The organism is Thalassiella azotivora (assembly GCF_054781695.1).
Map to the genome: position 1 here is coordinate 214,250 of NZ_BAAGTX010000001.1, position 24,003 is coordinate 238,252.

25 protein-coding genes and 1 tRNA gene are annotated in these 24,003 nt (G+C 75.0%); 16 read left to right on the forward strand and 10 right to left on the reverse strand.

Annotation, left to right across the window (positions count from 1 at the left end; genetic code table 11):
- Window positions 1-220: 220 nt before the first annotated feature.
- The gene (locus tag ACYVQV_RS00945; RefSeq protein WP_461021377.1) at window positions 221-1,180 is read left to right on the forward strand and encodes an aldo/keto reductase; all 960 of its coding nucleotides are present in this window, start codon (window positions 221-223) and stop codon (window positions 1,178-1,180) included.
- Here ACYVQV_RS00945 and ACYVQV_RS00950 read toward each other — a convergent pair.
- Window positions 1,132-1,623, reverse strand: coding sequence for a DNA primase (locus tag ACYVQV_RS00950; protein WP_461021378.1), 492 nt, complete (start codon window positions 1,621-1,623; stop codon window positions 1,132-1,134). The two genes, ACYVQV_RS00945 and ACYVQV_RS00950, sit on opposite strands and share 49 nt — an antisense overlap.
- A gap of 52 nt (window positions 1,624-1,675) precedes the next feature.
- Here ACYVQV_RS00950 and ACYVQV_RS00955 point away from each other — a divergent pair, with 52 nt between their 5' ends.
- Entirely contained in the window at window positions 1,676-1,870 is a 195-nt protein-coding gene (locus ACYVQV_RS00955; RefSeq protein ID WP_461021379.1) for a DUF5703 family protein, read from the forward strand.
- A 57-nt stretch (window positions 1,871-1,927) separates the two neighbouring features.
- Here ACYVQV_RS00955 and ACYVQV_RS00960 read toward each other — a convergent pair whose 3' ends face one another.
- A complete protein-coding gene (locus ACYVQV_RS00960) occupies window positions 1,928-3,262 on the reverse strand; it encodes a M20/M25/M40 family metallo-hydrolase (protein WP_461021380.1) in 1,335 nt (444 codons plus the stop codon).
- Between the two features lie 100 nt (window positions 3,263-3,362).
- Between ACYVQV_RS00960 and ACYVQV_RS00965 the strand changes: the two genes are divergently transcribed.
- Window positions 3,363-3,450 (forward strand) — tRNA-Leu (locus tag ACYVQV_RS00965).
- Between the two features lie 139 nt (window positions 3,451-3,589).
- Here ACYVQV_RS00965 and ACYVQV_RS00970 read toward each other — a convergent pair.
- Window positions 3,590-3,964 (reverse strand): hypothetical protein, encoded by a 375-nt coding sequence (locus tag ACYVQV_RS00970; protein WP_461021381.1) that lies wholly within the window; start codon window positions 3,962-3,964, stop codon window positions 3,590-3,592.
- Window positions 3,965-4,289: 325 nt separating this feature from the next.
- On the opposite strand from ACYVQV_RS00970, the gene ACYVQV_RS00975 reads away from it, so the two are divergent.
- From ACYVQV_RS00975 to ACYVQV_RS01000, 6 genes are all read left to right on the forward strand, one after another.
- Window positions 4,290-5,228: a carbohydrate ABC transporter permease gene (locus ACYVQV_RS00975; RefSeq protein ID WP_461021382.1), complete on the forward strand. Its 939-nt coding sequence runs from the start codon at window positions 4,290-4,292 to the stop codon at window positions 5,226-5,228.
- Window positions 5,225-6,130: a carbohydrate ABC transporter permease gene (locus tag ACYVQV_RS00980; RefSeq protein ID WP_461021383.1), complete on the forward strand. Its 906-nt coding sequence runs from the start codon at window positions 5,225-5,227 to the stop codon at window positions 6,128-6,130. The genes ACYVQV_RS00975 and ACYVQV_RS00980 overlap by 4 nt, the downstream gene beginning before the upstream one ends.
- Before the next feature lie 81 nt (window positions 6,131-6,211).
- Entirely contained in the window at window positions 6,212-7,585 is a 1,374-nt protein-coding gene (locus ACYVQV_RS00985; protein ID WP_461021384.1) for an ABC transporter substrate-binding protein, read from the forward strand.
- Window positions 7,586-7,785: 200 nt separating this feature from the next.
- Window positions 7,786-8,325 carry a YbhB/YbcL family Raf kinase inhibitor-like protein gene (locus ACYVQV_RS00990; RefSeq protein WP_461021385.1) on the forward strand — a complete coding sequence of 180 codons (540 nt, stop codon included), beginning with the start codon at window positions 7,786-7,788 and terminating at the stop codon, window positions 8,323-8,325.
- The gene (locus ACYVQV_RS00995; protein ID WP_461021386.1) at window positions 8,322-8,906 is read left to right on the forward strand and encodes a YbaK/EbsC family protein; all 585 of its coding nucleotides are present in this window, start codon (window positions 8,322-8,324) and stop codon (window positions 8,904-8,906) included. The genes ACYVQV_RS00990 and ACYVQV_RS00995 overlap by 4 nt, the downstream gene beginning before the upstream one ends.
- A 182-nt stretch (window positions 8,907-9,088) precedes the next feature.
- Window positions 9,089-9,463: a hypothetical protein gene (locus ACYVQV_RS01000; RefSeq protein WP_461021387.1), complete on the forward strand. Its 375-nt coding sequence runs from the start codon at window positions 9,089-9,091 to the stop codon at window positions 9,461-9,463.
- Between the two features lie 40 nt (window positions 9,464-9,503).
- On the opposite strand, the gene ACYVQV_RS01005 is transcribed toward ACYVQV_RS01000, so the two are convergent.
- From ACYVQV_RS01005 to ACYVQV_RS01015, 3 genes are all read right to left on the reverse strand, one after another.
- Complete coding sequence (locus tag ACYVQV_RS01005; protein ID WP_461021388.1) at window positions 9,504-10,358, reverse strand: TrmH family RNA methyltransferase; 855 nt, start codon at window positions 10,356-10,358, stop codon at window positions 9,504-9,506.
- On the reverse strand, window positions 10,355-11,131 hold the full coding sequence (locus ACYVQV_RS01010) for a sulfite exporter TauE/SafE family protein (RefSeq protein WP_461021389.1): 777 nt from the start codon (window positions 11,129-11,131) through the stop codon (window positions 10,355-10,357). The genes ACYVQV_RS01005 and ACYVQV_RS01010 overlap by 4 nt, the downstream gene beginning before the upstream one ends.
- A gap of 65 nt (window positions 11,132-11,196) precedes the next feature.
- Complete coding sequence (locus ACYVQV_RS01015; protein WP_461021390.1) at window positions 11,197-11,982, reverse strand: ABC transporter ATP-binding protein; 786 nt, start codon at window positions 11,980-11,982, stop codon at window positions 11,197-11,199.
- A 34-nt stretch (window positions 11,983-12,016) separates the two neighbouring features.
- Between ACYVQV_RS01015 and ACYVQV_RS01020 the strand changes: the two genes are divergently transcribed.
- Complete coding sequence (locus tag ACYVQV_RS01020) at window positions 12,017-12,958, forward strand: hypothetical protein (RefSeq protein WP_461021391.1); 942 nt, start codon at window positions 12,017-12,019, stop codon at window positions 12,956-12,958.
- Window positions 12,959-13,030: 72 nt separating this feature from the next.
- Here the strand turns inward: ACYVQV_RS01020 and glgA are convergent, their stop codons facing one another.
- Window positions 13,031-14,251 carry a glycogen synthase gene (gene glgA, locus ACYVQV_RS01025; RefSeq protein ID WP_461021392.1) on the reverse strand — a complete coding sequence of 407 codons (1,221 nt, stop codon included), beginning with the start codon at window positions 14,249-14,251 and terminating at the stop codon, window positions 13,031-13,033.
- Between the two features lie 90 nt (window positions 14,252-14,341).
- Between glgA and glgC the strand changes: the two genes are divergently transcribed.
- From glgC to serB, 3 genes are all read left to right on the forward strand, one after another.
- A complete protein-coding gene (gene glgC, locus ACYVQV_RS01030; protein ID WP_461021393.1) occupies window positions 14,342-15,688 on the forward strand; it encodes a glucose-1-phosphate adenylyltransferase in 1,347 nt (448 codons plus the stop codon).
- Window positions 15,685-16,479 (forward strand): LLM class F420-dependent oxidoreductase, encoded by a 795-nt coding sequence (locus ACYVQV_RS01035; RefSeq protein ID WP_461021394.1) that lies wholly within the window; start codon window positions 15,685-15,687, stop codon window positions 16,477-16,479. Before glgC ends, ACYVQV_RS01035 begins: the two co-directional genes overlap by 4 nt.
- A gap of 82 nt (window positions 16,480-16,561) precedes the next feature.
- Window positions 16,562-17,752 (forward strand): phosphoserine phosphatase SerB, encoded by a 1,191-nt coding sequence (gene serB / locus ACYVQV_RS01040; RefSeq protein ID WP_461021395.1) that lies wholly within the window; start codon window positions 16,562-16,564, stop codon window positions 17,750-17,752.
- Between the two features lie 30 nt (window positions 17,753-17,782).
- Here the strand turns inward: serB and ACYVQV_RS01045 are convergent, their stop codons facing one another.
- From ACYVQV_RS01045 to fabG, 3 genes are read right to left on the reverse strand one after another with little or no spacing between them, the layout of a single operon-like run.
- The gene (locus tag ACYVQV_RS01045; RefSeq protein WP_461021396.1) at window positions 17,783-18,277 is read right to left on the reverse strand and encodes a SixA phosphatase family protein; all 495 of its coding nucleotides are present in this window, start codon (window positions 18,275-18,277) and stop codon (window positions 17,783-17,785) included.
- 1 nt (window position 18,278) lies between these two features.
- A complete protein-coding gene (gene fabI, locus ACYVQV_RS01050) occupies window positions 18,279-19,040 on the reverse strand; it encodes an enoyl-ACP reductase FabI (protein WP_461021397.1) in 762 nt (253 codons plus the stop codon).
- 1 nt (window position 19,041) lies between these two features.
- Window positions 19,042-19,752 carry a 3-oxoacyl-ACP reductase FabG gene (fabG, locus tag ACYVQV_RS01055; protein WP_461021398.1) on the reverse strand — a complete coding sequence of 237 codons (711 nt, stop codon included), beginning with the start codon at window positions 19,750-19,752 and terminating at the stop codon, window positions 19,042-19,044.
- Window positions 19,753-19,910: 158 nt separating this feature from the next.
- On the opposite strand from fabG, the gene ACYVQV_RS01060 reads away from it, so the two are divergent.
- The 3 genes from ACYVQV_RS01060 to ACYVQV_RS01070 all read left to right on the forward strand — a co-directional run bounded on the left by ACYVQV_RS01060 (window position 19,911) and on the right by ACYVQV_RS01070 (window position 23,948).
- Window positions 19,911-20,882, forward strand: coding sequence for a quinone oxidoreductase family protein (locus ACYVQV_RS01060; protein WP_461021399.1), 972 nt, complete (start codon window positions 19,911-19,913; stop codon window positions 20,880-20,882).
- A gap of 118 nt (window positions 20,883-21,000) precedes the next feature.
- Window positions 21,001-22,521, forward strand: a complete 1,521-nt coding sequence (locus ACYVQV_RS01065) for a TldD/PmbA family protein (protein ID WP_461021400.1) — start codon at window positions 21,001-21,003, stop codon at window positions 22,519-22,521.
- A complete protein-coding gene (locus tag ACYVQV_RS01070; RefSeq protein ID WP_461021401.1) occupies window positions 22,518-23,948 on the forward strand; it encodes a metallopeptidase TldD-related protein in 1,431 nt (476 codons plus the stop codon). The genes ACYVQV_RS01065 and ACYVQV_RS01070 overlap by 4 nt, the downstream gene beginning before the upstream one ends.
- Window positions 23,949-24,003: the final 55 nt, after the last annotated feature.

The window sequence follows — 24,003 nt, forward strand, 5'->3', positions numbered from 1 at the left end:
GGGCGGGGAGCCTAGTGCGGGCGCCCGGCCCGTCGTGCCGGGACCCTGCGGACGCCGCGCGGAGGGCTCATGCCCGCGCGCCGTGCTCGCGTGCCGTGGCCGCGTGGCGCGTGGCCGCGTGTCACGGTGCGTGCCGGCCCTCCTCCGGGCGGGTCGACCTTCGCGGCCCGCCGGGTGCAGGTCCCCGGCGCCGTCACGGCCCGCGGCTAGCCTGCCGACCATGGAGCAGCGGTACGTCGGCAGGTCGGGTCTGCGGGTCTCCCGCACCGGCCTGGGCACCCTCACGTGGGGCCGCGACACCGACGAGCACGAGGCCAGCGAGCAGCTGGCCGCGTTCGTCGACGCCGGCGGCACCCTGGTCGACACCGCCGCCGCGTACGGCGACGGGGCCTCGGAGGAGCTGCTCGGCGCGCTGCTCGGTGAGCGGGTGGCCCGCCGCGACGTGGTGCTGTGCACGAAGGCCGGGCTGACCGGCCCGCCGGGCCTGGGCGCGGTGGACTGCTCGCGCCGTGCGCTGCTCGACACGCTGGACGCGTCGCTGGCCCGGTTGCGCACCGACCACGTCGACCTGTGGCTGGCCCAGGCCTGGGACCCCGACGTCCCCGTCGACGAGGTGCTGTCGGCGCTGGCGGAGGCCGCGCGCACCGGCCGGGCCCGGTACGTCGGGGTGGCCAACCACTCCGGCTGGCAGCTCGCCCGCGCGGCGACGGCGGCCGAGCGCGGGGAGGCGCCCCTGGTCGCCGACCAGGTGGAGTTCTCGCTGCTCGCGCGCGCCGTGGAGACCGACGTCCTGCCCGCCGCGGACGCCGTCGGCGCGGGCGTCCTCGCGTGGTCCCCGCTCGGCCGTGGGGTGCTGACGGGCAAGTACCGCACCGGGACGCCGGCGGACTCGCGGGCCGCGTCACCGCACTTCGTCGGCTACGTCCAGCCGTACCTCGGCCCCGCGAGCCGGCGCGTCGTCGAAGCGGTCGCGACCGCGGCCGACGGGCTGGGCTGCGCCCCGCTGGAGGTGGCCCTGGCCTGGGCGCGCGACAGCCCTGGCATCTCCTCGGTGCTGGTGGGAGCCCGGACCGCCGCCCAGCTGCGGGGCTCCCTGGCGGCCGAGGAGCTCGAGCTCCCCGAGGAGATCCGTCAGGCCCTGGACGACGTGTCGGACCCCCGCCGGGGCTCGAACTCGTAGTCGTCCTCGTCCTCGACCGTCTGGTCGTCGTGGTCGCCCTCGACGTCGGTCAGGTCGTCGACGTCGTCGACGTCGTCGAGCCCGTCCTCGTCCTCGTCGTCGTCCTCGTCGTCGTCCTCGTCGTCGTCCTCGTCGTCCTCGTCGTCCTCGTCGAGGTCTTCGTCGAGGTCGTCGTCTTCGTCGAGGTCGTCGTCCTCGTCGTCCTCGTCGTCGAGGTCGTCGTCGTCCCGCTCGTCCTCGACGTCGTCGTAGAGCACGAACGGGGTGATCTCGTCGTAGGCGCGGTACAGCGCCTCGTCGTAGGTCTCGAAGGCGTCGGCCAGCGCCCGGTAGGCCTGCTCGACCGCGGGGTCGCGCTCGCTGCTGCGCTGCTGCGCCGCACGCAGGTGCGCCTCCAGCGTGGCCACGAGGCGGTCGAGCGCGGCGCGCGGGTCGGTGCTCATGGCACGACCGTAGCGGCACACGGGCCGGGCGGGCGCGGCACAATGGCACGTGATGACCGAGGACGACCGCTACGAGTACCGGGTGCTCACCCTGCCGCGGGGCACCTCGCGTGGTGAGGCCCGCCAGCTGCTGACCGAGCACGCCGAGTACGGCCGGTGGGAGCTGGCCCGGGTCCTCGTCTACGTCGGAGGCGCCCGACGGGTCTGGCTGCGCCGTCGCATCCTGCGGGTGCGGCGCACCGCCTGACCACCGCACCGCGGGGGCCGCCGCGTGAGCCGGGCGGCGCCGGAGCGGTTCCCGGCGTCACCACGTGCGCAGCAGCCGGTCCAGCACGCGCGTGCCGAACTGCAGCGCGTCGACGGGGACGCGCTCGTCGACGCCGTGGAACATCCCGGAGAAGTCCAGGTCCGGGGGCAGCCGCAGCGGGGCGAACCCGAACCCGCGGATCCCGAGCCGGCTGAACGCCTTGTTGTCGGTGCCCCCGGACAGGCAGTACGGCAGCACGCGCGCTCCCGGGTCCTCGGCGAGCAGGGCGGCGACCATGGCCTGCTGCAGCGGGCCGTCGGTGTCGACCTCCAGCGCGACGTCCCGGTGCACCACCTCGACGTCGACGTGGCGACCGGCCAGCCGGCGCACCGTGTCGACGAGGTCCCGCTCCCGACCGGCGAGGAAGCGGCAGTCCAGCAGGGCCTCCGCCCGCCCCGGGACCACGTTGTGCTTGTACCCGGCGTCCAGGACCGTCGGGTTGACGGTGTTGCGCAGCGTCGCGCCGACCCACCGCGCCGTCGTCCCGAGGCGGTCCAGCAGCTCGGCCGGGTCGTCGGGGTCGAGCTCGACCCCGGTGATCTGCGTGACGCCGTCGAGGAAGGCCCGGACGGTCGGGGTGACCTCGAGCGGCCACTCGTGGGCGCCGACCCTGGCGACGGCCTCGCACAGCCGGGTGACCGCGTTGTCCTCGTTGACCTGGCTGCCGTGCCCGGCCCGGCCGGAGGCGACCAGCCGCAGCCAGGCGATGCCCTTCTCGGCGGTCTGCAGGAGGTAGCAGCGCTGCCCCTCGACGTCCACGGAGAAGCCGCCGACCTCGCTGACGGCGTCGGTCACGCCCTCGAACAGGTCCGGACGGTGGCTGACGAGGTGGTGGGCGCCCTTGGTGCCACCGGCCTCCTCGTCGGCCAGGAACGCCAGGACGACGTCCCGGCGCGGACGTCGTCCCTCGCGCAGCAGCTGGCGGGTGACGGCCAGGATCATGGCGTCCATGCCCTTCATGTCCACCGCGCCGCGTCCCCACAGGCAGCCGTCGCGCTCCTCCCCGGAGAAGGGGTCGACCTGCCAGTCGGCGGCCTGGGCGGGGACGACGTCGAGGTGGCCGTGCAGCAGCAGCGCGTCCAGGGACGGGTCGTGCCCGGCGAGGCGGACCACCACGCTGGTGCGTCCCGGGTCGCTCTCGAGCACCTCGGGCTCCAGGCCCACCTCGGTCAGCAGCGTCGCGACGTGCTCGGCCGCCGCGCGCTCCCCCGGGCCGCTGCCGTCGCCGTAGTTCGACGTGTCGAGGCGCAGCAGGTCGTGGCAGATCCCGGCCACCTCGTCGGCGGCGGTGACCTGCGGGGAGGGGGCGTCCGGGGCGGTGGCGGAGGTCATCCGCGCACGCTACCGGTGGCTTCGGTGAGGCGGACGGTGCGTGCTATCGTCGATGTCGCTTCCCGGCTCGCGGCAGGCCCGCTCGTCGGTGGTCATCCTTGTCCGGGTGGCGGAATGGCAGACGCGCTAGCTTGAGGTGCTAGTGCCCTTTATCGGGCGTGGGGGTTCAAGTCCCCCTCCGGACACCACGAACCCCGTCCAGGTGGACGGGGTTTCGTCGTCTGGCGGGACCGCGGGTCCGCAGACCCCGGGTGCCGGGGCCTGAGCACGCGCGAGGGTCCCCGTCCGGGTGGACGGGGACCCTCGCACGTGCGGCCTCGACGTCGGTCAGCCGCCGACGGTGGCGCTGACCACCTCGAGCTCCTCACCCGCCAGCACCTCGCAGGTGTAGCGGGTCTGCTCGCCGCTGACGTCCGCGGTGCCGATCACGGTGAACAGCTTGCCGTCCTCGCCGCCGCTGGTGGCGCGAAGCGTCCCGGCGGTCGGGAACGTGGCCCCGGGAGCCTGCTCGCCCACGGCGAGCTGGCAGGCCTCGCGCACCTGCGCGTTGACCTCGGCGCCGGAGGGCAGGGACGGCGACGCCTCGCTCGAGGCGGTGGAGCTGCTGGTGGCGCTGGACGACGAGCCGGCCGTGGTGTCCTCGCCACCGCAGGCGGTCAGCAGCAGTGCGGCTGCGACGACGGGCAGCAGGGCGCGCTTCATGAGGGGTTCCTCCGTGGTTGGTGGGTGGCGCCTGGTGGGCGCCTGAAACATCCTATGTCTCGCCCGGGGCCGGTCCGGGCCACCGACGCCCGTTCGGCACACCCGTGTGAGCACGCTCACCCGCCCCTGCACCGGCCGTTCCCCGGCCGGTCACCTCCCCCGCCCCGGTCGACGACCCGCCCGTCACCGGCGGTCAGCAGACTGCGCCGCCGTGCGCTGTGACACGCCGTGCGTGACCGTTGACCCGGATGGGGACGAACCGCCCGTAGTCTCCGCCTCGTCGTCGGGCGCCCCCCGGTCGCACCGCCCCGTGTCAGGAGACCGAATGAGCACCACCACCGACCGGCTGACGCCGGCGGTGCCGCAGGCCGCACCGACCCCGCCGCGGCGCCGAGCGGGCGCCGGCCAGGCCTTCCTGTACCTGGTCCCGGCGCTCGTGGTCTTCGGCGTCTTCATGGTCTACCCGCTCGGCCGGTCGCTCGCCCTGTCGGTGCAGGGCAGCGACATCTTCGGGCGGCCGTCCGGTTTCGTGGGCGCCGACAACTACGTCGCCCTGGTGGACGGCGGGTCGTTCGGTCAGGTGCTCGCGGTCACGGCGGGCTTCACCGTGCTCACCGTCGTGCCGAGCATCCTCCTGGCGCTCGTCCTCGCGCTCCTGCTCAACCAGCGCATCCGCGCGGTCCGGTTCTTCCGCACCGCGTTCGCGCTGCCCTTCGCGTTCTCGGTCGCCACCGCCTCCGTCGTCTTCGCCGTGCTCTACAACCCGGCGGTCGGCGTGCTCAACGGGCTGCTCACGAGCGCCGGGCTGGACCGCGTGCAGTGGCTCACCGACCCCTCGTGGGCGCTGCTGTCGGTGTCCCTGGCGACGGTGTGGATGCAGCTCGGCTACAACCTGCTCGTCCTGTCCGCCGGGCTCGGGGCCGTGCCGGAGGACGTCGTGGAGGCGGCACGCCTCGACGGGGCCCACGGGCTGCGGCTGCAGCGCTCGGTCATCATGCCGATGCTCACCCCGCAGCTGTTCTTCCTGCTCGTCACCGGCACGATCCACTCGCTGCAGAGCTTCGGGCAGATCCACATCCTGACCCGGGGCGGTCCGGACGGCGCCACCACGACGCTCGTCTACTCCATCTACGACCAGGCCTTCGCCAACAACAACAGCAACTTCGGCGCCGCCTCGGCGCAGGCGATCGTGCTGCTGGTCGTCGTCCTCGTCATCACGGCCGTGCAGTTCGGCGTCCTGGAGCGCAAGGTGTTCTACCGGTGACCGCCACCACGCCCGCCCCGCGGACCGGCGGGGCGGACCGGGCCGCGGACCCGGCGCCGCCTCGCGCGCGCCGCCGCCGGCACGCCTCCCGGGGCGGCGCCGTGCTCACCTACCTGGTGCTGGGCGCGCTCTTCGTGGTCGTCCTGTTCCCCGTGTACTACGCGGTGGCCGGCAGCCTCATGGGGCCGCGGGACATCAACGCCTTCCCCCCGGCGCTGGTGCCCGCGGACGGGCTCCACCCGGAGAACTACGGCCGGGCGCTCGACCTCATCCCCCTGGTCCGCCAGTACGGCAACAGCGTCGCGGTCGCGGCGATCGTCACGGTCGGCCAGGTCGTCACGAGCGTCCTCGCCGCCTACGCCTTCGTCTTCCTGCCGCTGCGCGCGCCGCGGTTCTGGTTCGGGCTGTTCCTGGCGACGATGATGGTGCCCTGGGAGGCCATCATCATCCCGAACTACCTGTTCATGAGCTCCGTCGGCCTGATCGACACGTGGGCGGCCCTGTCGCTGCCCTTCCTCGCCACCGGGTTCGGGGCGTTCCTGCTGCGCCAGGCGTTCCTGGCGTTCCCGACGGAGCTGCGCGACGCGGCCCGCGTGGACGGCGCCGGGCACCTGCGCTTCCTGTGGTCGGTGCTCGTCCCGCTGAGCCGACCCACCCTCGCCGCCCTGGGCATCTACGCCTTCCTGTCGACCTGGAACATGTACTTCTGGCCGCTGCTGGTGACCCGCCGGCCGGAGAGCCAGACGATCCAGATCGGCATCACCCAGCTGCAGAGCGTCGACTCCGGCGACCCCGGGATGGTCCTCGCCGGCGTCGTCCTCGCGCTGCTGCCGACCGTGCTCCTCGTGCTGTTCGGCCAGCGCTTCATCGTCCGCGGCCTCACCGCGGGAGCCGTCAAGTAGGACCACCACGGGGCCGCCGTGCGCGGCGCCGACCGCCCCCGGACCCGGTGGGCGACGACCGAAGGAGACGCAGTGACACGAATGACCATCAGGCGCCTGGCTCCCACCGCGGCGGCGGTGGCCGGCGTCCTGGCGCTCGGCGCGTGCGGAGGCGGCGGTAGCGAGGCGTCCGGCGAGGCGCCGGACGCCGGCGCGCTCGACGACGTCGAGGGCGTGACCGAGGTCGAGTTCTGGCACTCGATGGACGGCACGAACGGCGAGGCGCTCACGGCCCTCGTGGAGGAGTTCAACGCGGAGAACGAGGGCACCATCGCCGTCAACGCCGTGTTCCAGGGCAACTACGACGACACGATCACCAAGTACAAGGCGTCCGTGCAGAGCGAGTCGACGCCCGAGCTGGTGATGATCTACGACATCGGCACCCGCTTCATGATCGACTCCGGTCAGGTCGTGCCCATGCAGGAGTTCATCGACCGGGACGACCACGACGTGTCGGACCTGCAGGAGAACATCACCGGCTACTACAGCGTCGACGACCGGCTCTGGTCGATGCCGTTCAACACGTCCATGCCGGTGCTGTACTACAACAAGACCGCCTTCGCGGCCGCGGGTCTGGACCCCGAGTCGCCGCCGCGCACGCTCGCCGAGATCCGCACCGCGGCCGAGAGGCTGTCGGCGTCCGCCGGCGGCCCGGTCGAGTTCGGTTTCGGCGCCGCCATCTACGGCTGGCTGCTCGAGCAGCTCATCGCCACGAACGGCGACGACTACTGCGACCACGGGAACGGCCGGGACGACAAGGCCACCGAGGTCCTGTTCGACTCCCCCGCCGCCGTCGAGATGGTCGAGTGGTGGCAGCAGATGGTCGCGGACGGCCTGGCCGCCAACACCGGCCGCGACACCAAGGCCGCACAGAACGCCTTCAAGTCGGGTCAGGTCGCGATGACGCTGGAGTCGACCGGTCAGGTCCGCGGCTTCACCGAGGCGGCCGAGGGCGCCTTCGACCTGGGCGTGGGCTACTACCCGAAGATGGAGGAGAACGACTCCGGTCCCATCATCGGCGGCGCCTCGCTGTGGATCAACGGCCCGGGTCACAGCGAGGCCGAGCAGGAGGCCGCCTGGCGGTTCGTGCGCTTCCTGGCCGAGCCCGAGTCGCAGGCGACCTGGCACACCGGGACGGGGTACTTCCCGATCAGCCGCAGCGCCCTGGAGCTGCCGGAGGACGTCGCGTGGCGCGAGCAGTACCCGCAGTTCGACGTCGCCGTCCAGCAGCTCGAGGACACCGAGCTCACGACGGCCACGCAGGGGTGCCTGCTCGGTGTCATGCCGCAGGCGCGCAAGGCGGCCGAGGACGGTCTGGAGAAGGCGATCCTGGGGTCGGACGCGCAGGCGGCCATGACCGAGGCGGCCGAGGGGCTGACCGACCAGATCGAGCAGTACAACTCCTCGACGGACTGACCAGCGCGTCCGTGCCCACGCAGCGGCCGGGAGCGGCGCGGCGCGCCGGTCCCGGCCGCTCGTGCACGCGACGGCTGGCGCGCCCGTCCACAGCCGCACCGTCCCGACCGGTCCGCGCAGCCGCCCGGCGGTAACGTCGGCCGCACGTGACCGGTCGCCGTGCGCGCACCGGCCAGCGTCCCCCGAGCGAAGGAGACCCCGTGGACCTCGACCGCCCGCAGGCCCCCGAGCCCTACTCCCTGCTGCCGGCCGTCCGGTCGTTCGACCTGTCCAGCGACGACGTCGCCGACGGCGCCCCGATGGACGAGAGGCACACCTACGGCGGCGGCAACGAGTCGCCGCACCTGCGATGGAGCGGGGCCCCCGAGGGGACACGCAGCTTCGTGGTGACCTGCTTCGACCCGGACGCCCCCACCCCTGCCGGCTTCTGGCACTGGACGGTGGTGGACCTCCCGGCCTCGACCACCGAGCTGGTCCGGGGTGCGGGCTCACAGGGTGGCGACGCCCTGCCCGAGGGCGCGTTCATGGTGCGCAGCGACTTCGGGGACGCCCGCTACGACGGCGCCGCCCCTCCGCCCGGTGACCGGCCGCACCGGTACGTGTTCGCGGTCCACGCGCTGGACGTCGACACGCTGGGCGTCCACGCCGGCGCCACCCCCACCGTCGTCGCCTTCTCGCTCAACGGGCACACGCTCGGCCGCGCGCTGCTCACGCCGACGTTCCAGGCACCGGCCGAGTGAGCTGCCCGGCACCCCACGGACGGCCCGGGCCCCCGGCGGCGCTGGGCTGGGTCCCGGCGACCTCGGCCCCCGACCTCCTCGCCCCCTCCGTCCGCGAGGCGCTGGCCGGCTGGCAGCACGCCGCACGCGTCGAGGTCGCGGCGATCGACCCGGACCTGGCCGACACCCAGGCCCTCACCGACGCCTACGGGCTCGACCCCGCGGCGTCGGCGAACTGCGTCGTGGTCTCCGGCCGTCGCGGCGGGGAGGAGCGGGTGGCCGCCTGCGTCGTGCTGGCGACGACGCGGGCCGATGTCAACGGCCTGGTGCGACGGACGCTCGACGTGCGCAAGGCGTCGTTCGCGCCCACCGACGCGGCGGTCGCCGGCAGCGGGATGGAGTACGGCGGGATCACCCCCGTGGGGTTGCCGACCGGCTGGCGCGTCCTCGTCGACGCGCGGGTGGCGACCGCCCGGCCGGTGGTCGTGGGCAGCAGCGTCCGACGCTCGAAGCTGCGGCTGCCCGGGAGCCTGCTCGCCGACCTGCCCGGCGCCGAGGTGCTCACCGGCCTCGGGCTGTCGGTGTCGGAGCCGGCACCGTGAACGCGCCCGCAGGGCAGTCGGCTCGCCCGGCGACCTCGCCGCCGTCGCCGACGCCGCGGCCACCCGCACCACCGACGGCCTCAGGGGCGGTTCCCCCGACCTCCGCGGACCACGCGCGCCGTGACCGGCCGTACCCCGCCGCCGCGGCCTGGGCCACGCTGCTCACGGTCGTCACGACGGTCGTGGCCTGGGGCGCTGTCGTCGTCACCGGCTGGGCGTCCGTGGGGCTCTACGAGTCGGTCACCGAGGACCTCGCCGCCGCCCCCGGCTCCCCGGCCACCCCGAGCCGGGCGTTCGAGGACGGTGACCTCGACCAGGTGCTGGGCGTCGTGAACGTCGTCACCGCCCTCGTGGCGGCCCTGACGCTGGTGCTCTCGCTCGTGGCGCTGGCGGTGGCGCGTCGCGCCGGGTGGTTCCGTCCGCTGCCGGCGCTGGCACAGGGGACGCTGGCCTGGCTCTGCGTCCAGGTGCTGCTGTGGACGCTCCTCCAGCTGGTGGTGCTCGGTCTGTCGGTGGCCCCGTCGCCCGCCGGGTGGCTTCCCGGCCCGTACGGCTGAGACCTCGGCAGGACCTGGACCCGGCTGGGGCCCGGTCGGGTCAGCAGGACGCCGTGCCGCCGGGACGCTGCCGGGCGCCGTCCCGCAACGCCCAGAAGGCCACGGCGCCCGCCGCCGCGACGTTCAGGGAGTCCACCCCACCGGCCATCGGGATCCGGACGACAACGTCCGCCCCCTGCACCGCCGGTGCCGACAGCCCGTCACCCTCGGTCCCCAGCACCAGCGCCAGCCGTGGCGGCGGGTCCGCGGCCAGCCGGTCCAACGGCACGGAGTCCTCGCCGAGCGCGAGCGCCGCGACGGTGAACCCCAGCTCCCGCAGGCGGTCCAGCCCCTGCGGCCAGGGCTCGATCCGGGTCCAGGGCACCTGGAAGACGGTGCCCATCGAGACGCGCACCGACCGGCGGTAGAGCGGGTCGGCGCAGCGGGGGCTGACGAGCACCGCGTCGGCGCCCAGCCCGGCGGCCGAGCGGAACACGGCGCCCACGTTGGTGTGGTCGACCACGTCCTCGAGGACGGCGACCCGCGTCGCGCCGGCCAGCACCTCCTCGACCGGTCGCAGGGCGGGACGGTGCATGGCCGCCAGGGCGCCCCGGTGCAGGTGGAAGCCGGTCAGCTCGCGCAGCACGGGCTCGGGTGCGACGAGGACGGGGACCCCGGCGTCGGTCGCGGCGTCGAGCAGGTCCGGGCTGTCGTCCAGCCACCGCGGCGCCATCAGGAAGGACCGCGGCCGGTGTCCCGCGGCCAGCGCGCGACGGATCACGGTGCTGGACTCGGCGATGTAGAGACCCTCGGCCGGCTCCCGCACGCGGCGCAGCGCCACGTCGGTCAGGCCGGTGTACTCGTGCAGGCGCGGGTCGTCCGGGTCGTCGACACGGACGACGGGTCCGGCGCTCACTCGGCCAGGATCCGGACGATCGCCACGAGGCCCACCACGACGATGACGGCCCGCAGCGCGGGTGGCGGCAGGCGTCGTCCGACGTGCGCGCCGACCTGCCCCCCGACCACGGACCCGGCAGCGATGAGCGCCACGACCAGCCAGTCGATCCGGTCGAACGCCACGAGCGCGAAGGTCACGGCGGCGACGCCGTTGACGAGCAGCGACAGGAGGTTCTTCAGCGCGTTGACGCGCTGCAGCGGCTCGGGCAGCAGCGACCCGAGCAGGCCGACGAGCAGGACCCCCTGGGCGGCGCCGAAGTACCCGCCGTACACCCCGGCGCCGAGGACGCCGCCGGACAGGGCGACGGCGTGCCCCGGACCCTCCGGCGCGTCCCCGCGGCGCTCCCGCCGCAGCGCCATCGCCCGCTGCAGGCGGGGCTGGACGAGCACCAGCGCGATCGACAGGCCCAGGAGCACCGGGACGATCGTGGCGAACGCCTCGGCCGGCAGCCAGAGCAGGAGCAGCGCGCCGGCGAGCGCCCCGAGCAGGGACATCGGGGCGAGCCGGCGGATGGTGGCTCCCTGACCGGCGAGCTCGCGGCGGTAGCCCCACGTGCCGGACACCCCGCCGGGGACGAGCCCGATGTTGTTGGAGATGTTGGCCACCACGGGCGGGAAGCCGAAGGCCAGCAGGGTAGGGAACGTGATCAGCGTCCCCGAGCCGACGACGGTGTTGATGGTGCCGGCGGCGACGCCTGCGAGCAGGATCGCCACCGCCTCGAACCAGTCCACGGCCGCACCCTAGTCGTGGGACGACCCGGCCCCGCGGGCGCGTCCGACGGGCGGGACCCGCCGGGTCAGGTGAAGGCGCGCGCGGTCCACCGGTCGCCGTGCCGGTCGAGCTGCAGCGGCAGCCCGAACGTCGTGGACAGCGTCTCGGCGGTCAGCGCGCTCTCCAGCGGGCCGGCGGCGACCACCCGCCCGCCGCGCAGGAGCAGCGCGTGGGTGAACCCCGGCGGGATCTCCTCGACGTGGTGGGTGACGAGCACCAGGGCCGGCGACGACGGGTCGCCGGCCAGCTCGCCGAGCCGTCGCACGAGGTCCTCGCGGCCACCCAGGTCCAGGCCCGCGGCCGGCTCGTCGAGGAGCATGAGCTCGGGGTCGGTCATCAGGGCACGGGCGATCTGGACGCGCTTGCGCTCGCCCTCGCTGAGGGTCCCGAACCGGCGGTCGGCCAGCGCCGCGACGCCCATCGCCTCGAGCAGCTCGGCGGCGCGGGCGTGGTCCAGGTCGTCGTAGTGCTCGCGCCAGCGACCCACCACCCCGTAGGAGGCGGTGACGACGACGTCGGCGACCCTCTCCTCGCCGGGGACGCGCTCGGCGAGCGCGGCGCTGGCCAGGCCGATCCGCGGCCGCAGCTCGAAGACGTCGACGGCCCCGAGGACCTCGCCGAGGACGCCGGCGACGCCGCGGGTGGGGTGCATCCGGCCGGCGGCGACCTGCAGCAGGGTCGTCTTGCCGGCGCCGTTGGGGCCGAGGACCACCCAGCGGTCCCCCTCGGCGACCGACCAGTCCACGGCGTCCAGCAGCGGGGTCCCGTCGCGGACCACGCTCACGCCGGCCATCTCCAGGACGTCACCCATGGGGTGAACCCTAGAGGCACCTACCCTGGGCGACGTGCTCGACCTGCCGCGCTCGGTGCGCCTGGCGACGTGGGCCGCGGCGGTCCGTCGCGGTGAGGCCACGCTCGCCGACGCGGTGGTCGCCGTGCGCCGCGACGACGAGCCGCACGGCGTCGCCCCGGCGCCGGACGCGGTGGCGCCGGGCACGGTGGCGTCGGACGCCGTGACGCCGTCGGCGGCCACGTCGGCCGTGACGGGGCTGCGCCGGCCGCTCCCGGCAGCACCGGACCCCGCGCGGCCGGACGAGGCGCTGACCGCCCTGGTCCGGTGGGCGGCGTCCCCCGACCGGCTCGCGACGGTGGTGCTGCCGGTCCCGGGGCACGCGCTGGGCCTGCCGGGTCCCCCGTCGCTGAACGTCGCCGCGCTGGACGCCGGCGAGTGCGTCCTGGTGCACCCGCTCGACGCGCGCGGGGCGGCGCGCGGACCGGTCCCGGGACCCGCGTCGGGTGCGGGTGGCACAGCGGGTGGCGCAGCGGGTGGTGCGGGCCTGGTGCCGGAGGTGGAGGAGTTCGGGTCCTGGCTGGAGCCGGGGGCCTCGGTGACCTGGCGGGTGCACGCGGCGAACCCGCGGCGGGTGACGGACCTGGGCAGCCTCTCGGAGGCCGAGCGGGCGCTGCGGGAGGCGCTGGTGACCTCGACCGAGGTGATCGCGGGGCTGGACGTGGAGCGGTGGCGGCCGGACGCGGCGGACCGGATCGCGGCGATCCGCGACGGCGGCCTGGACCGTCGGGTGGTCCCGCCCGGCACCCCGGGCCGCGCGCTGCGCGTCCTGGCGACCGCGGCGCGGGTCCGGGCGGTCGTCGAGCTGGCGCGGGAGGACGACGGCGCGGCGGTCAGCGGCTGGCAGGCGGACCGGCGCTCCCACGCGCTGCGCGAGGTGGACCAGGTGGCGCGCCGGGCCCTGGTCGCCGCGGTCGAGGACGCGGCGCTCCACTGACCGGGGGGTCGGCGGGACGCGGTACCGCCCGGTCGCGGCGGCTCAGCGCGGCTCAGCGCGGCTCAGCGCGGCTCAGCGCGGTGCCGCGGGGCGGCCGGAGGTGACCGGGTCGTCCAGCGCGGCCTGGTACACCGCGACGGTGCGCTCGGCGACGGCGTCCCACGAGAAGTGCTCGACGGCTCGTCGTCGACCGGCCTCGCCGAGCCGCCGCGCGTGCTCGGGGTCGGCGACGGCGCGGGCCAGCGCCTCGCCGAGGTCGGCCTCGTACCGGTCGGGGTCGACGGGGGTACCGGTGCCGTCCTGGACCTGCTCGATGGGGACCAGCCACCCGGTCTCGCCGTCGACGACCACCTCGGGGATCCCGCCGGTGGCGGTCCCGACGACGGGTGCGCCGCAGGCCATCGCCTCGAGGTTGACGATGCCGAGCGGCTCGTAGACCGACGGGCAGACGAACGCCGTGGCGTGGGTGAGCACCTGGGCGAGCTCGTGGCGCGGGAGCATCCGGTCGATCCAGTGGACGCCCTGGCGGCGTCGGCGCAGCTCCTCGACCAGCCCGGTGACCTCGGCCATGATCTCGGGGGTGTCCGGCGCCCCGGCGCACAGCACGAGCTGGACGCCGTCCGGCAGGGCCTCGGCGGCGCGCAGCAGGTGCGGCAGGCCCTTCTGGCGGGTGATCCGGCCGACGAACACGACGCTGGGCCGGTCCGGGTCCAGGCCGAGGGCGCGCACGTGCTCGGTGCCGTCGTCGGGACGCCAGGCGCCGGTGTCGATGCCGTTGTGGACGACGTGGACCCGCCCGGGGTCGAGGTCGGGGTAGCTGCGCAGGATGTCGGTGCGCATGCCGGCGCTGACGGCGACCACGGCCGACGCCCCGTGGTAGGCGGTCGACTCGGCGAAGGACGACACGGCGTAGCCGCCGCCGAGCTGCTCGGCCTTCCACGGTCGCAGGGGCTCCAGGCTGTGCGCGGTCACCACGTGCGGGACGCCGTGCAGCAGGCCGGCGAGGTGGCCGGCCAGGTTCGCGTACCAGGTGTGGGAGTGCACGACGTCCGCGCCGGCGCAGTCGGAGGCCATCCGCAGGTCGACGCCGAGGGTGCGCAGTGCCGCGTTGGCGTCGGCGAGCTCCGTGGGCTCGGCGTACGCGGTGACGTCGTCCTCGTCGCGGGGGGCGCCGAAGCAGCGCACGTGCACGTCGAGGCGGCGGCGCAGGACGGCGGCCAGCTCCGCGACGTGGACCCCCGCCCCGCCGTACACCTCGGGCGGGTACTCCCTGGTCAGCAGCTCCACGCGCACGGCACCACGCTAGGGCAACCCGCCGGTGACGTGCGCGTCCTGCGGGCCGCGTCCCGTGCGGGGTGCGGCCGGCGCCCCTACGCTGGCGCCATGGCGACCCCCAAGGTCCTGGCCATCGTCCTCGCCGGCGGCGAGGGCAAGCGGCTGATGCCGCTGACCGCGGACCGGGCCAAGCCCGCGGTCCCGTTCGGCGGGACGTACCGGCTCATCGACTACGCGCTGTCGAACCTGGTCAACTCCCGGTTCCTGAAGATCGTCGTCCTGACGCAGTACAAGTCCCACAGCCTGGACCGGCACGTGACGATGACGTGGCGGATGTCGACGATGCTCGGCAACTACGTCACCCCCGTGCCGGCGCAGCAGCGGGTGGGCAAGCGGTGGTACCTGGGCAGCGCCGACGCGATCTTCCAGTCGCTGAACCTCGTCTCGGACGAGCGGCCCGACGTCATCGTCGTCGTCGGCGCCGACCACGTGTACCGGATGGACTTCTCCCAGATGGTCGACCAGCACGTGGCCTCGGGCGCCCCGTGCACGGTCGCGGCGATCCGCCAGCCCATCGAGCTGTCCGACCAGTTCGGCGTGATCGACGTCGACCCGCAGCGCGCCCCGCGGATCCGGGCGTTCCTGGAGAAGCCGACGGACGCGCAGGGCCTGCCCGACGCGCCGGACCAGGTGCTGGCGTCGATGGGCAACTACGTCTTCGACGCGGACGCGCTGATCGAGGCGGTGACGACGGACGCGGCGGACGAGTCCTCGGCGCACGACATGGGCGGTGACATCGTCCCGTGGTTCGTCGCGCGCGACGGCGCGAACGTCTACGACTTCAAGGACAACGAGGTCCCCGGGTGCACCCCGCGGGACCGCGACTACTGGCGCGACGTGGGGACCCTGGACTCCTACTACGACGCCCAGATGGACCTGATCTCGGTGCACCCGGTGTTCAACCTCTACAACGACGCCTGGCCGATCCTGACCCACCTGCCCCCGCTGCCGCCGGCCAAGTTCGTCCACGGCTGGCACGGCCGGATCGGGCACGCGGTGAACTCCGTGGTCTCCCCTGGTGTCGTGGTGTCCGGTGCGACCGTGGAGAACTCGGTGCTGTCCCCCAACGTGCGGGTGCACTCGTGGTCGTCGGTCAGCGACAGCGTCCTGATGGACGGCGTCGACGTCGGCCGGCACGCGGTCGTGCGCCGCGCGATCGTCGACAAGAACGTCGTGATCCCCGAGGGCGCCCGGATCGGGATGGACCCCGAGGAGGACCGCGCCCGCGGGTTCGTGGTGACCGACTCGGGGATCACCGTGGTCGGCAAGGGGCAGAAGGTGCCCGTGCCCCCGAGGCCGCAGGCCTCCGGACGCCGGACCGCCGCCACCGACGCCCCGACGGCCGCCCCGACGGCGGCCGCGACACCGACCGCCACAGCGCCGGAGCAGTCGTGAGCGACCCTGGTGACCCCCGACCGGTGCGGGTGGGCCTGCAGGTGCAGCCCCAGCACGCCGAGTACGCCGAGATCCGCCGCGCGGTCGCCCGGGCCGAGGAGCTCGGCGTCGACCTCGTCCTCAACTGGGACCACTTCTTCCCGCTGAACGGCGAGCCCGACGGCCTGCACTTCGAGTGCTGGACGATGCTCGGGGCCTGGGCCGAGGCCACCAGCCGGGTCGAGATCGGCGCGCTCGTGACCTGCAACAGCTACCGCAACCCGGACCTGCTCGCGGACATGGCGCGCACCGTCGACCACGTCAGCGGCGGCCGTCTGGTCCTGGGCATCGGCGCCGGCTGGTTCGAGCGCGACTACGAGGAGTACGGCTACGACTTCGGCACCGCGGGGTCGCGGCTGAGCGACCTGCGCGACGCCCTGCCGCGGATCCGCGGCCGGTGGGAGCGGCTCAACCCGCCGCCCACCCGCCGGATCCCGGTGCTGGTCGGCGGCGGCGGCGAGCAGCGCACGCTGCGGTACACGGCCCGGCACGCGGACATCTGGCACGGGTTCGGCGGGCCGGACACCATCGCCCGCAAGCACGAGGTGCTGGACGGCTGGTGCCGTCAGGAGGGTCGCGACCCGCACGAGATCGAGCGGTCCTGCGGCGTCTCCGGTGACCCCGCAGCGGTCGGTGACCGGCTGCACGCCCTGGGCACCCGGCTGTTCACCGTCAGCGCCAGCGGGCCGCGCTACGACCTCGGTGAGCTCGAGGACTGGCTCGCCTGGCGCGACGAGCGCAACGCGTCCTGACCCACGGGCGGTCCGCCCCTCCCGCCCGTCCAGCGAGCGGACGGCGCCGAGGCGTGCGCGGGGCGCTCGTTAGCCTCCGGGCGTGAGCACCGACGCCGAACCCACCCTGCTGGTCACGGTCACGGGCCGGGACCGGCCCGGGGTGACGGCCCAGCTGTTCGACGCGCTGTCGGGCGCGGACGTGGAGGTCGTGGACGTCGAGCAGGTCGTCGTCCGCGAGCACCTCACCCTGGCGATCCTGGTCACCTCCGGACCGGACGAGGAGCGGCTCGTCAGGCAGGTGACGCGGGAGGCGGAGGCGCTCGACCTGCAGGTGGAGAGCCGGGCCGGTCGCGGGGACAACCGGCCGCGACCGCGCGGGCGGCTCGCCGTGACGGTGATGGGCCGGCCGCTGCGGCCGGTGGCGGTGGCCGCGATCACCCGGGCGGTCGCCGAGCACGGGGCGAACATCGACCGGGTCCGGCGGCTGTCCCGTCAGCCCGTCACCTCGCTGGAGCTCGACGTCTCCGGCGGGGACGCGCAGGCGCTGCGGCGGGCCCTCGTCGCCGAGGCCGGTCGCCGGGGGGTGGACGTCGCCGTCTCCCCCGCCGGCCTGGCCCGCCGGGGTCGCCGCCTGGTGGTGATGGACGTCGACTCGACCCTCATCACCTCGGAGGTGATCGAGCTGCTCGCCGAGCACGCCGGCCGCGGCGCCGAGGTCGCCGCCGTCACCGAGGCGGCGATGCGCGGCGAGCTCGACTTCGCCGAGAGCCTGCACCAGCGCGTAGCCGCCCTGGCCGGGCTGGACGTGCGGGTGCTGGACGACGTCCGCCACGCGGTGCGGCTGACCCCGGGCGCCCGGACGCTGTGCCGGACCCTGCGCCGCCTCGGCTTCACCCTCGGGCTGGTCTCCGGGGGGTTCGCCGAGATCGTCGAGCCGCTGGCCCGCGACGTCGACGCCCAGTACGTGCGGGCGAACCGGCTCGAGGTGGCCGACGGCCGGCTCACCGGCCGCGTGCTCGGGCCCGTGGTGGACCGCGCCGGCAAGGCCGCGGCCCTGCGCGAGCTGGCCGCCGCCGAGGGGCTGCCGCTGGCCCGCACCGTGGCCATCGGGGACGGTGCCAACGACGTCGACATGCTCGCCGCGGCCGGGCTCGGGGTCGCGTTCAACGCCAAGCCCGTCGTCCGCGAGCTCGCCGACGCCTCGGTCACCACGCCCTACCTCGACACGGTCCTGTACCTGCTCGGCATCAGCCGCGAGGAGGTCGAGGAGGCCGACGCCGCGGAGGCCTGAGACACGGGTCGCCCGACGCGCCGCGGCCGGTCAGTCGCCCGGGACGTGCAGCGTCTCCAGCGTCGCGTCGCCGCCGGCCAGGTCCGTCCACGCACCCACCTGCGGCCGGACGACGGCCACGGTCGCCGTGGGGAACGGCACGTGCCGACCCGTCAGCGCGGCCACGAGGGCCGACGTGGTCGGCTCGTGCCCGACGACGAGCACCGTCCCGGCGTCATCGGGGGTCCGGGTCACCACGTCGAGCACGCGGTGCGGTCCGGCGCCGTACAGCTCGGCCAGCGCCTGCACCGGTGGCGGGGCAGCCGCCGCGGACGCGTCCGCGGCCAGGCCCGCCAGCACCAGCTCGGTCGTCCGCCGGGTGCGACGGGAGTCCGAGCACAGCACGACGTCCGGCCGGTGCCCGGCCGACGCCAGCCACCGGCCGGCCGCCTCGGCGTCGCGGCGGCCCCGGGAGGTCAGGTCCCGGGCGTGGTCGTCCTCTCCCGGCGCGGCCTTGGCGTGCCGCATCAGCAGCAGGGTCAGCACCTCACGACCCCATCGCGTGGAAGCCCCCGTCGACGTGCACGATCTCCCCGCTGGTCGCGGGGAACCAGTCCGACAGCAGCGCCACGCACGCCCGCGCCGCGGGCTCGGCGTCCCGCACGTCCCACCCGAGCGGTGCGCGCTGCTGCCACATCTCCTCGAACTGCTCGAACTTCGGGATCGACTTCGCCGCCGTGGTCCGGATCGGACCCGCGGCGACGAGGTTGACCCGGATCCCCTGCGGGCCGAGGTCGCGGGCCAGGTACCTGGAGGTCGACTCGAACGCGGCCTTGGCCACACCCATCCAGTCGTAGAGCGGCCAGGCGTACCGGGCGTCGAACGTCAGCCCCACCACCGCGCCGCCCGCGGTCATCAGCGGCTGGGCCGCCGCCGCGAGCGCCTTGAGCGAGTAGGAGGACGTGTGCACCGCGGTGGCGACGTCGTCCCAGGGCGCGGTCATGAACTCGAACGCTCCGGGCGGGGCGAACCCGATCGAGTGCAGGACGCCGTCGAGCCCGTCGACGTGCTCGCGCACCCGGCCGGCGAGCGCCTCGAGGTCCTCGCCGCTGGTGACGTCGAGCTCGACCACGGGGGCGGGCTCGGGGAGCCGCTTGGCGATGGTCCGGGTGATGCGCAGGGCCCGGCCGAAGCCGGTCAGGACCACGGTGGCCCCCTCCTGCTGCGCGAGGCGCGCCACGTGGAAGGCGATCGAGGTGTCGGTCAGGACACCGGTGACCAGCAGCCGCTTGCCGTCGAGAAGACCCATCTCAGTGCCCCATCCCCAGGCCGCCGTCCACCGGCAGCACCGCTCCGCTGACGTACCCCGCACGCTCCGACGCCAGGAACAGCACGGCGTCGGCGACCTCGCCGACGACGCCGAAGCGACCCGACGGGATGGCCTCCTTGTAGGCGGCCTGCCGTTCCTCGGGCAGCTCCGCGGTCATGTCCGTCTCGATGAAGCCGGGCGCCACGACGTTCGCGGTGATCCCGCGCCCCCCGAGCTCGCGGGTCACCGAGCGTGCGATGCCCACCAGCCCGGCCTTGCTCGCCGCGTAGTTGACCTGCCCCGGCGAGCCGTAGAGGCCGACGACGCTCGAGATGAGCACGATCCGGCCCCGGCGCAGGCGGATCATGCCCTTGCTGGCCCGGCGGACGCAGCGGAACGCGCCGGTGAGGTTGGTGTCGACGACGGAGGTGAAGTCCTCGTCGCTCATCCGCAGCAGCAGCGTGTCCTTCGTGACGCCGGCGTTGGCGACGAGCACCTCGACCGGGCCGTGCGCCTGCTCGACCTCGGTGAACGCCGCGTCGACCGACGCGGTGTCGGTGACGTCGCACCGCACCGCCAGCGCGCCGTCCGGGGCGTCGCCGCTGCGGGAGGTGACGGCGACCCTGTCCCCCGCGGCGAGGAAGGCCTCGGCGATGGCGCGGCCGATGCCGCGGTTGCCTCCGGTGACCAGGACGCTGCGCGGTTCGCTCATGCGCGGGACGCTACCGCGTCGTGCCCTGCGTCAGGCGGCGCCGAGGTGACCCGCGGGTAGGACCCCGGGTCGCAGCCCGGCCCGGGGCCGGACCATGACGTGCGCCACACCGCTCGCCCATCCCCCGCCGGGTGGCCGAGCACCTAGCCTCGCTGCCCATGCGCGCCATCCAGATCACCGAGTTCGGCGGCCCCGAGGTCCTGCGGGTCGCCGACGTGCCCGAGCCCGTGCCCACCGGCCGGCAGGTCCTCGTCGACGTCGACGCGGCGGGCCTGAACTACGCCGACACCCACCAGAGCGAGAACTCCTACCTCGCACCGCAGCAGCTGCCGCTGGTCCCCGGGGCCGAGGTGGTCGGGCGCCGCCGCGACGACGGCCGGCGGGTGGTCGCGCTGCTGGCCGGTGGCGGCGGCTACGCCGAGGTGGCCGCGGCGCACCCCGCGGCGACCTTCGAGGTGCCCGACGAGGTCGACGACGCCGCCGCCCTGGCCCTGGTGCTGCAGGGCACCACCGCCTGGCACCTGCTGCGCACCTCGACCCACCTGGCACCCGGCGAGAGCGTCGTCGTGCACGCCGCCGCCGGTGGCGTGGGCACCCTCGCGGTGCAGCTGGCGAAGCAGTGGGGTGCGGGCCGCGTGATCGCGACCGCGTCCAGCGCGGACAAGCGCGACCTGGCCACCGGGCTCGGCGCGGACGTCGCCGTCGACGTCTCGGGGTGCCCGGACGCCGACGCGGTGCGCGACGTCCTGGTGGAGGCCAACGGCGGGCGCCCCGTCGACGTGGTCCTGGAGATGACCGGCGGTCACGTCTTCGACGGCTCGCTGGCCGCGCTGGCGCCGTTCGGCCGGGTGGCCGCGTACGGGATGGCGTCCCGGACCGCGCCGCGCGACGTGCCGGTCGGCGCGCTCATGGGCACCTCCAAGACGGTCGCCGGCTTCTGGCTGGTGCACGTGCTGTCGCGGCCCGGCGGCCTGGAGCCGGCGATGGAGGAGCTGCTGTCGCTGACCCGCACGGGAGCGCTGCGCCCGGTGCACGGCGGCACGTACGCGCTGGCCGACGCGGCCCGCGCGCACGAGGCGCTGCGCTCGCGGGGCACGACGGGCAAGCTCGTGCTGGACGTGCGCGCCTGACCGGCGTCCCGGGCGCCCGCCCGCGCGGGCAGAGGCCCGGGCAGAGGTCCGGGGCAGAGGTCCGGGCAGAGGCCGTGCTGTCAGCGTCGACCCGTGGGCCTCCACTAGGGTCGCGCTCGTGCGCACCGTCGATGAGGACTTCAGCGGCCTCCCCCTGGGCAGGTGGGCGGACGCCGCCCTGGACAGGGCGAGGGCGCTCGGCGCCGAGCACGCCGACCTGCGGGTCGAGCGGGTGCGCGACGCCGACGTCCGGCTCAAGGACGCCCGGCTGACCTCCAGCGGGGACGACACCGACTCGGGCCTGGCCGTCCGGGTGGTGGTCGACGGCACCTGGGGGTTCGCCTCCTCGGCGGTGACCACCGCGGAGGAGGCCGCCGCCGTCGCCGAGCGGGCGGTCGAGCTGGCCCGCGTGTCGCGGCCGCTGAGCACCGAGCGGGTGGAGCTGGCCGACGAGCCGGTGCACGCCGGCCGCCAGTGGGTCTCGGCCTACGACGTGGACCCGTTCGACGTCCCGGCCGCCGACCAGGCGGCGCTGCTCGAGGAGTGGTCGCGCGACCTGCTCGCCGCCGGGGTGAGCCACGTCGACGCGACGTTCCGCGCGGTCAAGGAGCAGAAGTTCTACGCCGACCTCACCGGCACCAGCACCACCCAGCAGCGGGTCCGGGTCCAGCCGGAGGTCGAGGTCGTCCTCGTCGGCGAGGACGGGATGGAGACCATGCGCACCCTCGCGCCGCCCGTCGGCCGCGGGTGGGAGTACCTCACCGGCTCGGCGTCGGACGGGGCGTGGGACTGGGCCGGCGAGCTGGCCCGCCTGCCCGACCTGGTCCGCGAGAAGCTCGCGGCGGCGTCCGTCGAGCCCGGCGACTACGACCTGGTGATCGACCCGAGCAACCTGTGGCTGACGATCCACGAGTCCGTCGGGCACGCCACCGAGCTCGACCGCGCCCTCGGCTACGAGGCCGCCTACGCCGGCACGTCGTTCGCGACGCTCGACCGGTTGGGCACGCTGCGGTACGGCAGCGACCTGATGAACGTCACCGGTGACCGCACCGTCGAGCACGGTCTGGCGACCGTGGGGTACGACGACGAGGGCGTGCAGGCGCAGCGGTGGGACCTGGTGCGCGACGGGGTGCTGGTCGGCTACCAGCTGGACCGGCGGATGGCGGCGATGCACGCCCTCGGCGACCCGCCGGGACGCTCCAACGGGTGCGCGTACGCCGACTCCCCCGGGCACGTGCCCGTGCAGCGGATGGCCAACGTCTCCCTGCAGCCTGCCGCCGACGGCCCCGACCTGGACGGCCTGCTTGCCGGGGTGGAGGACGGGATCTACGTCGTCGGGGACCGCTCCTGGTCCATCGACATGCAGCGCTACAACTTCCAGTTCACCGGCCAGCGGTTCTACCGGGTCCGTGGTGGCCGGCTCGCCGGGATGGTCAAGGACGTCGCCTACCAGGCCACCACCACGGACTTCTGGGGCGCGATGGTCGCGGTCGGCGGCCCCGGCACCTACGTCCTCGGCGGCGCGTTCAACTGCGGCAAGGCCCAGCCCGGGCAGGTGGCGGCCGTCAGCCACGGGTGCCCCGCCGCGGTCTTCCGCGGCATCCGCGTCCTCAACACCGCCTCGGAGGCCGGCCAGTGAGCACCTCGTCGAGCACGTCGTCAGCGACCGGTCCGACCCCCGCCCACGAGCTCGTGGAGCGGGCGCTCGACCTCGCCGCCCGGGCCCCGGGGCACGCCGGGACGTCCGTGGTCGTCACCCACGACTCGTCGGCGAACCTGCGCTGGGCCAACAGCACGCTGACGACGAACGGGACGACGACCGGCCAGTCCGTGACGGTCGCGACCGCCGTCCGCACCGCCCGCGGCACGAGCCTGGGCACCGTCTCCCGTCGCGGGGTGGGCCCCCAGGACCTGGCCGACCTCGTCGCCCAGGCGCAGGCCCTGGCCGAGCGGGCCCCGGCCGCCGAGGACGCCGCCGACCTCGTCGACGGCGGCCAGGACGACGGGTTCGACGGCGGCGCGGAGACGACGTCCGCCTCCGCCCTGACCGGGACGGCGCCGCGGCTCGGCGACGCGCTGGAGCGCTCCCGCGCCGAGGGCCGCGAGCTGTTCGGCTACGCCGAGCAGACCGTGCAGACGGTCTGGTTGGGCACCACCGCCGGCACCCGGCGGCGGCACGTGCAGCCGACCGCGACGGTCGAGCTCACCGGCAAGTCCCACCAGCGCAGCCGCTCGGCGTTCGCCTCCCGCGCCGGGCGCTTCCTGGACGACGTCGACGTCACGGCGCTCGACGCGACGATCACCCAGCGGCTCGGGTGGCAGTCCGTCCGCCGCGACCTGGACGCCGGCCGCTACGACGCCGTGCTGCCCGCGTCGGCCGTGGCCGACCTGCTGGTGTACCTGTACTGGAGCTCGGACGCGCGCTCCGCGCACGAGGGCCGCTCGGCGCTGAGCCGCCGCGGCGGTGGCACCCGGGTCGGGGACGTGCTGACCCACGTCCCCGTCAGCGTGCGCAGCGACCCGGGGCACCCCGGCCTGGAGTGCGAGCCGTTCGTGGTGACCACCCAGTCCAGCCCGTTCGCGTCCGTGTTCGACAACGGGGTCCCGGTCCCGGCGACGACGTGGGTGGACGCGGGCCGGCTCACGGCCCTGCCGACCACGCGGCACACCGCGGGGCTGACCGGCCTGCCGCTGACCCCTGCCGCGGACAACCTGCTCGTCACCTGCGAGGGGGCTGCCGGCGACGAGGCGGAGCTGGTGGCGGGCACCGGGCGCGGGCTGCTGCTGACGTCCCTGTTCTACATCCGCGAGGTGGACCCGACGACGCTGCTGCTCACCGGCCTGACCCGCGACGGCGTCTACCTGGTGGAGGGCGGCGAGGTGGTCGCGGCGGTGAACAACTTCCGCTTCAACGAGTCCCCGCTGGAGGTGCTGCGGCGCGTCGACGCGGTGGGCACCAGCGAGCCCACGCTCAGCCGCGAGTGGGGCGAGTTCTTCCCGCGCGTCATCGCGCCGCCGATGCGGGTGCGCGGGTTCAACTTCTCCAGCGTCAGCCAGGCGTCCTGACGGGGGGCCCGGCACGACGCCCTGACGGTCGGGGGCCCGCGGGGCGCCGCGCCAC

Bases quoted from the DNA above. Each gene is read 5' to 3' on its own strand.
- ACYVQV_RS00960 (WP_461021380.1), bottom strand. From the start codon at position 3,262: ATGACCTCCGCCACCGCCCCGGACGCCCCCTCCCCGCAGGTCACCGCC.
- fabG (WP_461021398.1), bottom strand. From the start codon at position 19,752: ATGAGCGAACCGCGCAGCGTCCTGGTCACCGGAGGCAACCGCGGCATC.
- ACYVQV_RS00970 (WP_461021381.1), bottom strand. From the start codon at position 3,964: ATGAAGCGCGCCCTGCTGCCCGTCGTCGCAGCCGCACTGCTGCTGACC.
- ACYVQV_RS00975 (WP_461021382.1), top strand. From the start codon at position 4,290: ATGAGCACCACCACCGACCGGCTGACGCCGGCGGTGCCGCAGGCCGCA.
- glgC (WP_461021393.1), top strand. From the start codon at position 14,342: ATGGCGACCCCCAAGGTCCTGGCCATCGTCCTCGCCGGCGGCGAGGGC.
- ACYVQV_RS00985 (WP_461021384.1), top strand. From the start codon at position 6,212: ATGACCATCAGGCGCCTGGCTCCCACCGCGGCGGCGGTGGCCGGCGTC.
- ACYVQV_RS00945 (WP_461021377.1), top strand. From the start codon at position 221: ATGGAGCAGCGGTACGTCGGCAGGTCGGGTCTGCGGGTCTCCCGCACC.
- fabI (WP_461021397.1), bottom strand. From the start codon at position 19,040: ATGGGTCTTCTCGACGGCAAGCGGCTGCTGGTCACCGGTGTCCTGACC.
- ACYVQV_RS00950 (WP_461021378.1), bottom strand. From the start codon at position 1,623: ATGAGCACCGACCCGCGCGCCGCGCTCGACCGCCTCGTGGCCACGCTG.
- ACYVQV_RS00955 (WP_461021379.1), top strand. From the start codon at position 1,676: ATGACCGAGGACGACCGCTACGAGTACCGGGTGCTCACCCTGCCGCGG.
- ACYVQV_RS01060 (WP_461021399.1), top strand. From the start codon at position 19,911: ATGCGCGCCATCCAGATCACCGAGTTCGGCGGCCCCGAGGTCCTGCGG.
- ACYVQV_RS01015 (WP_461021390.1), bottom strand. From the start codon at position 11,982: ATGGGTGACGTCCTGGAGATGGCCGGCGTGAGCGTGGTCCGCGACGGG.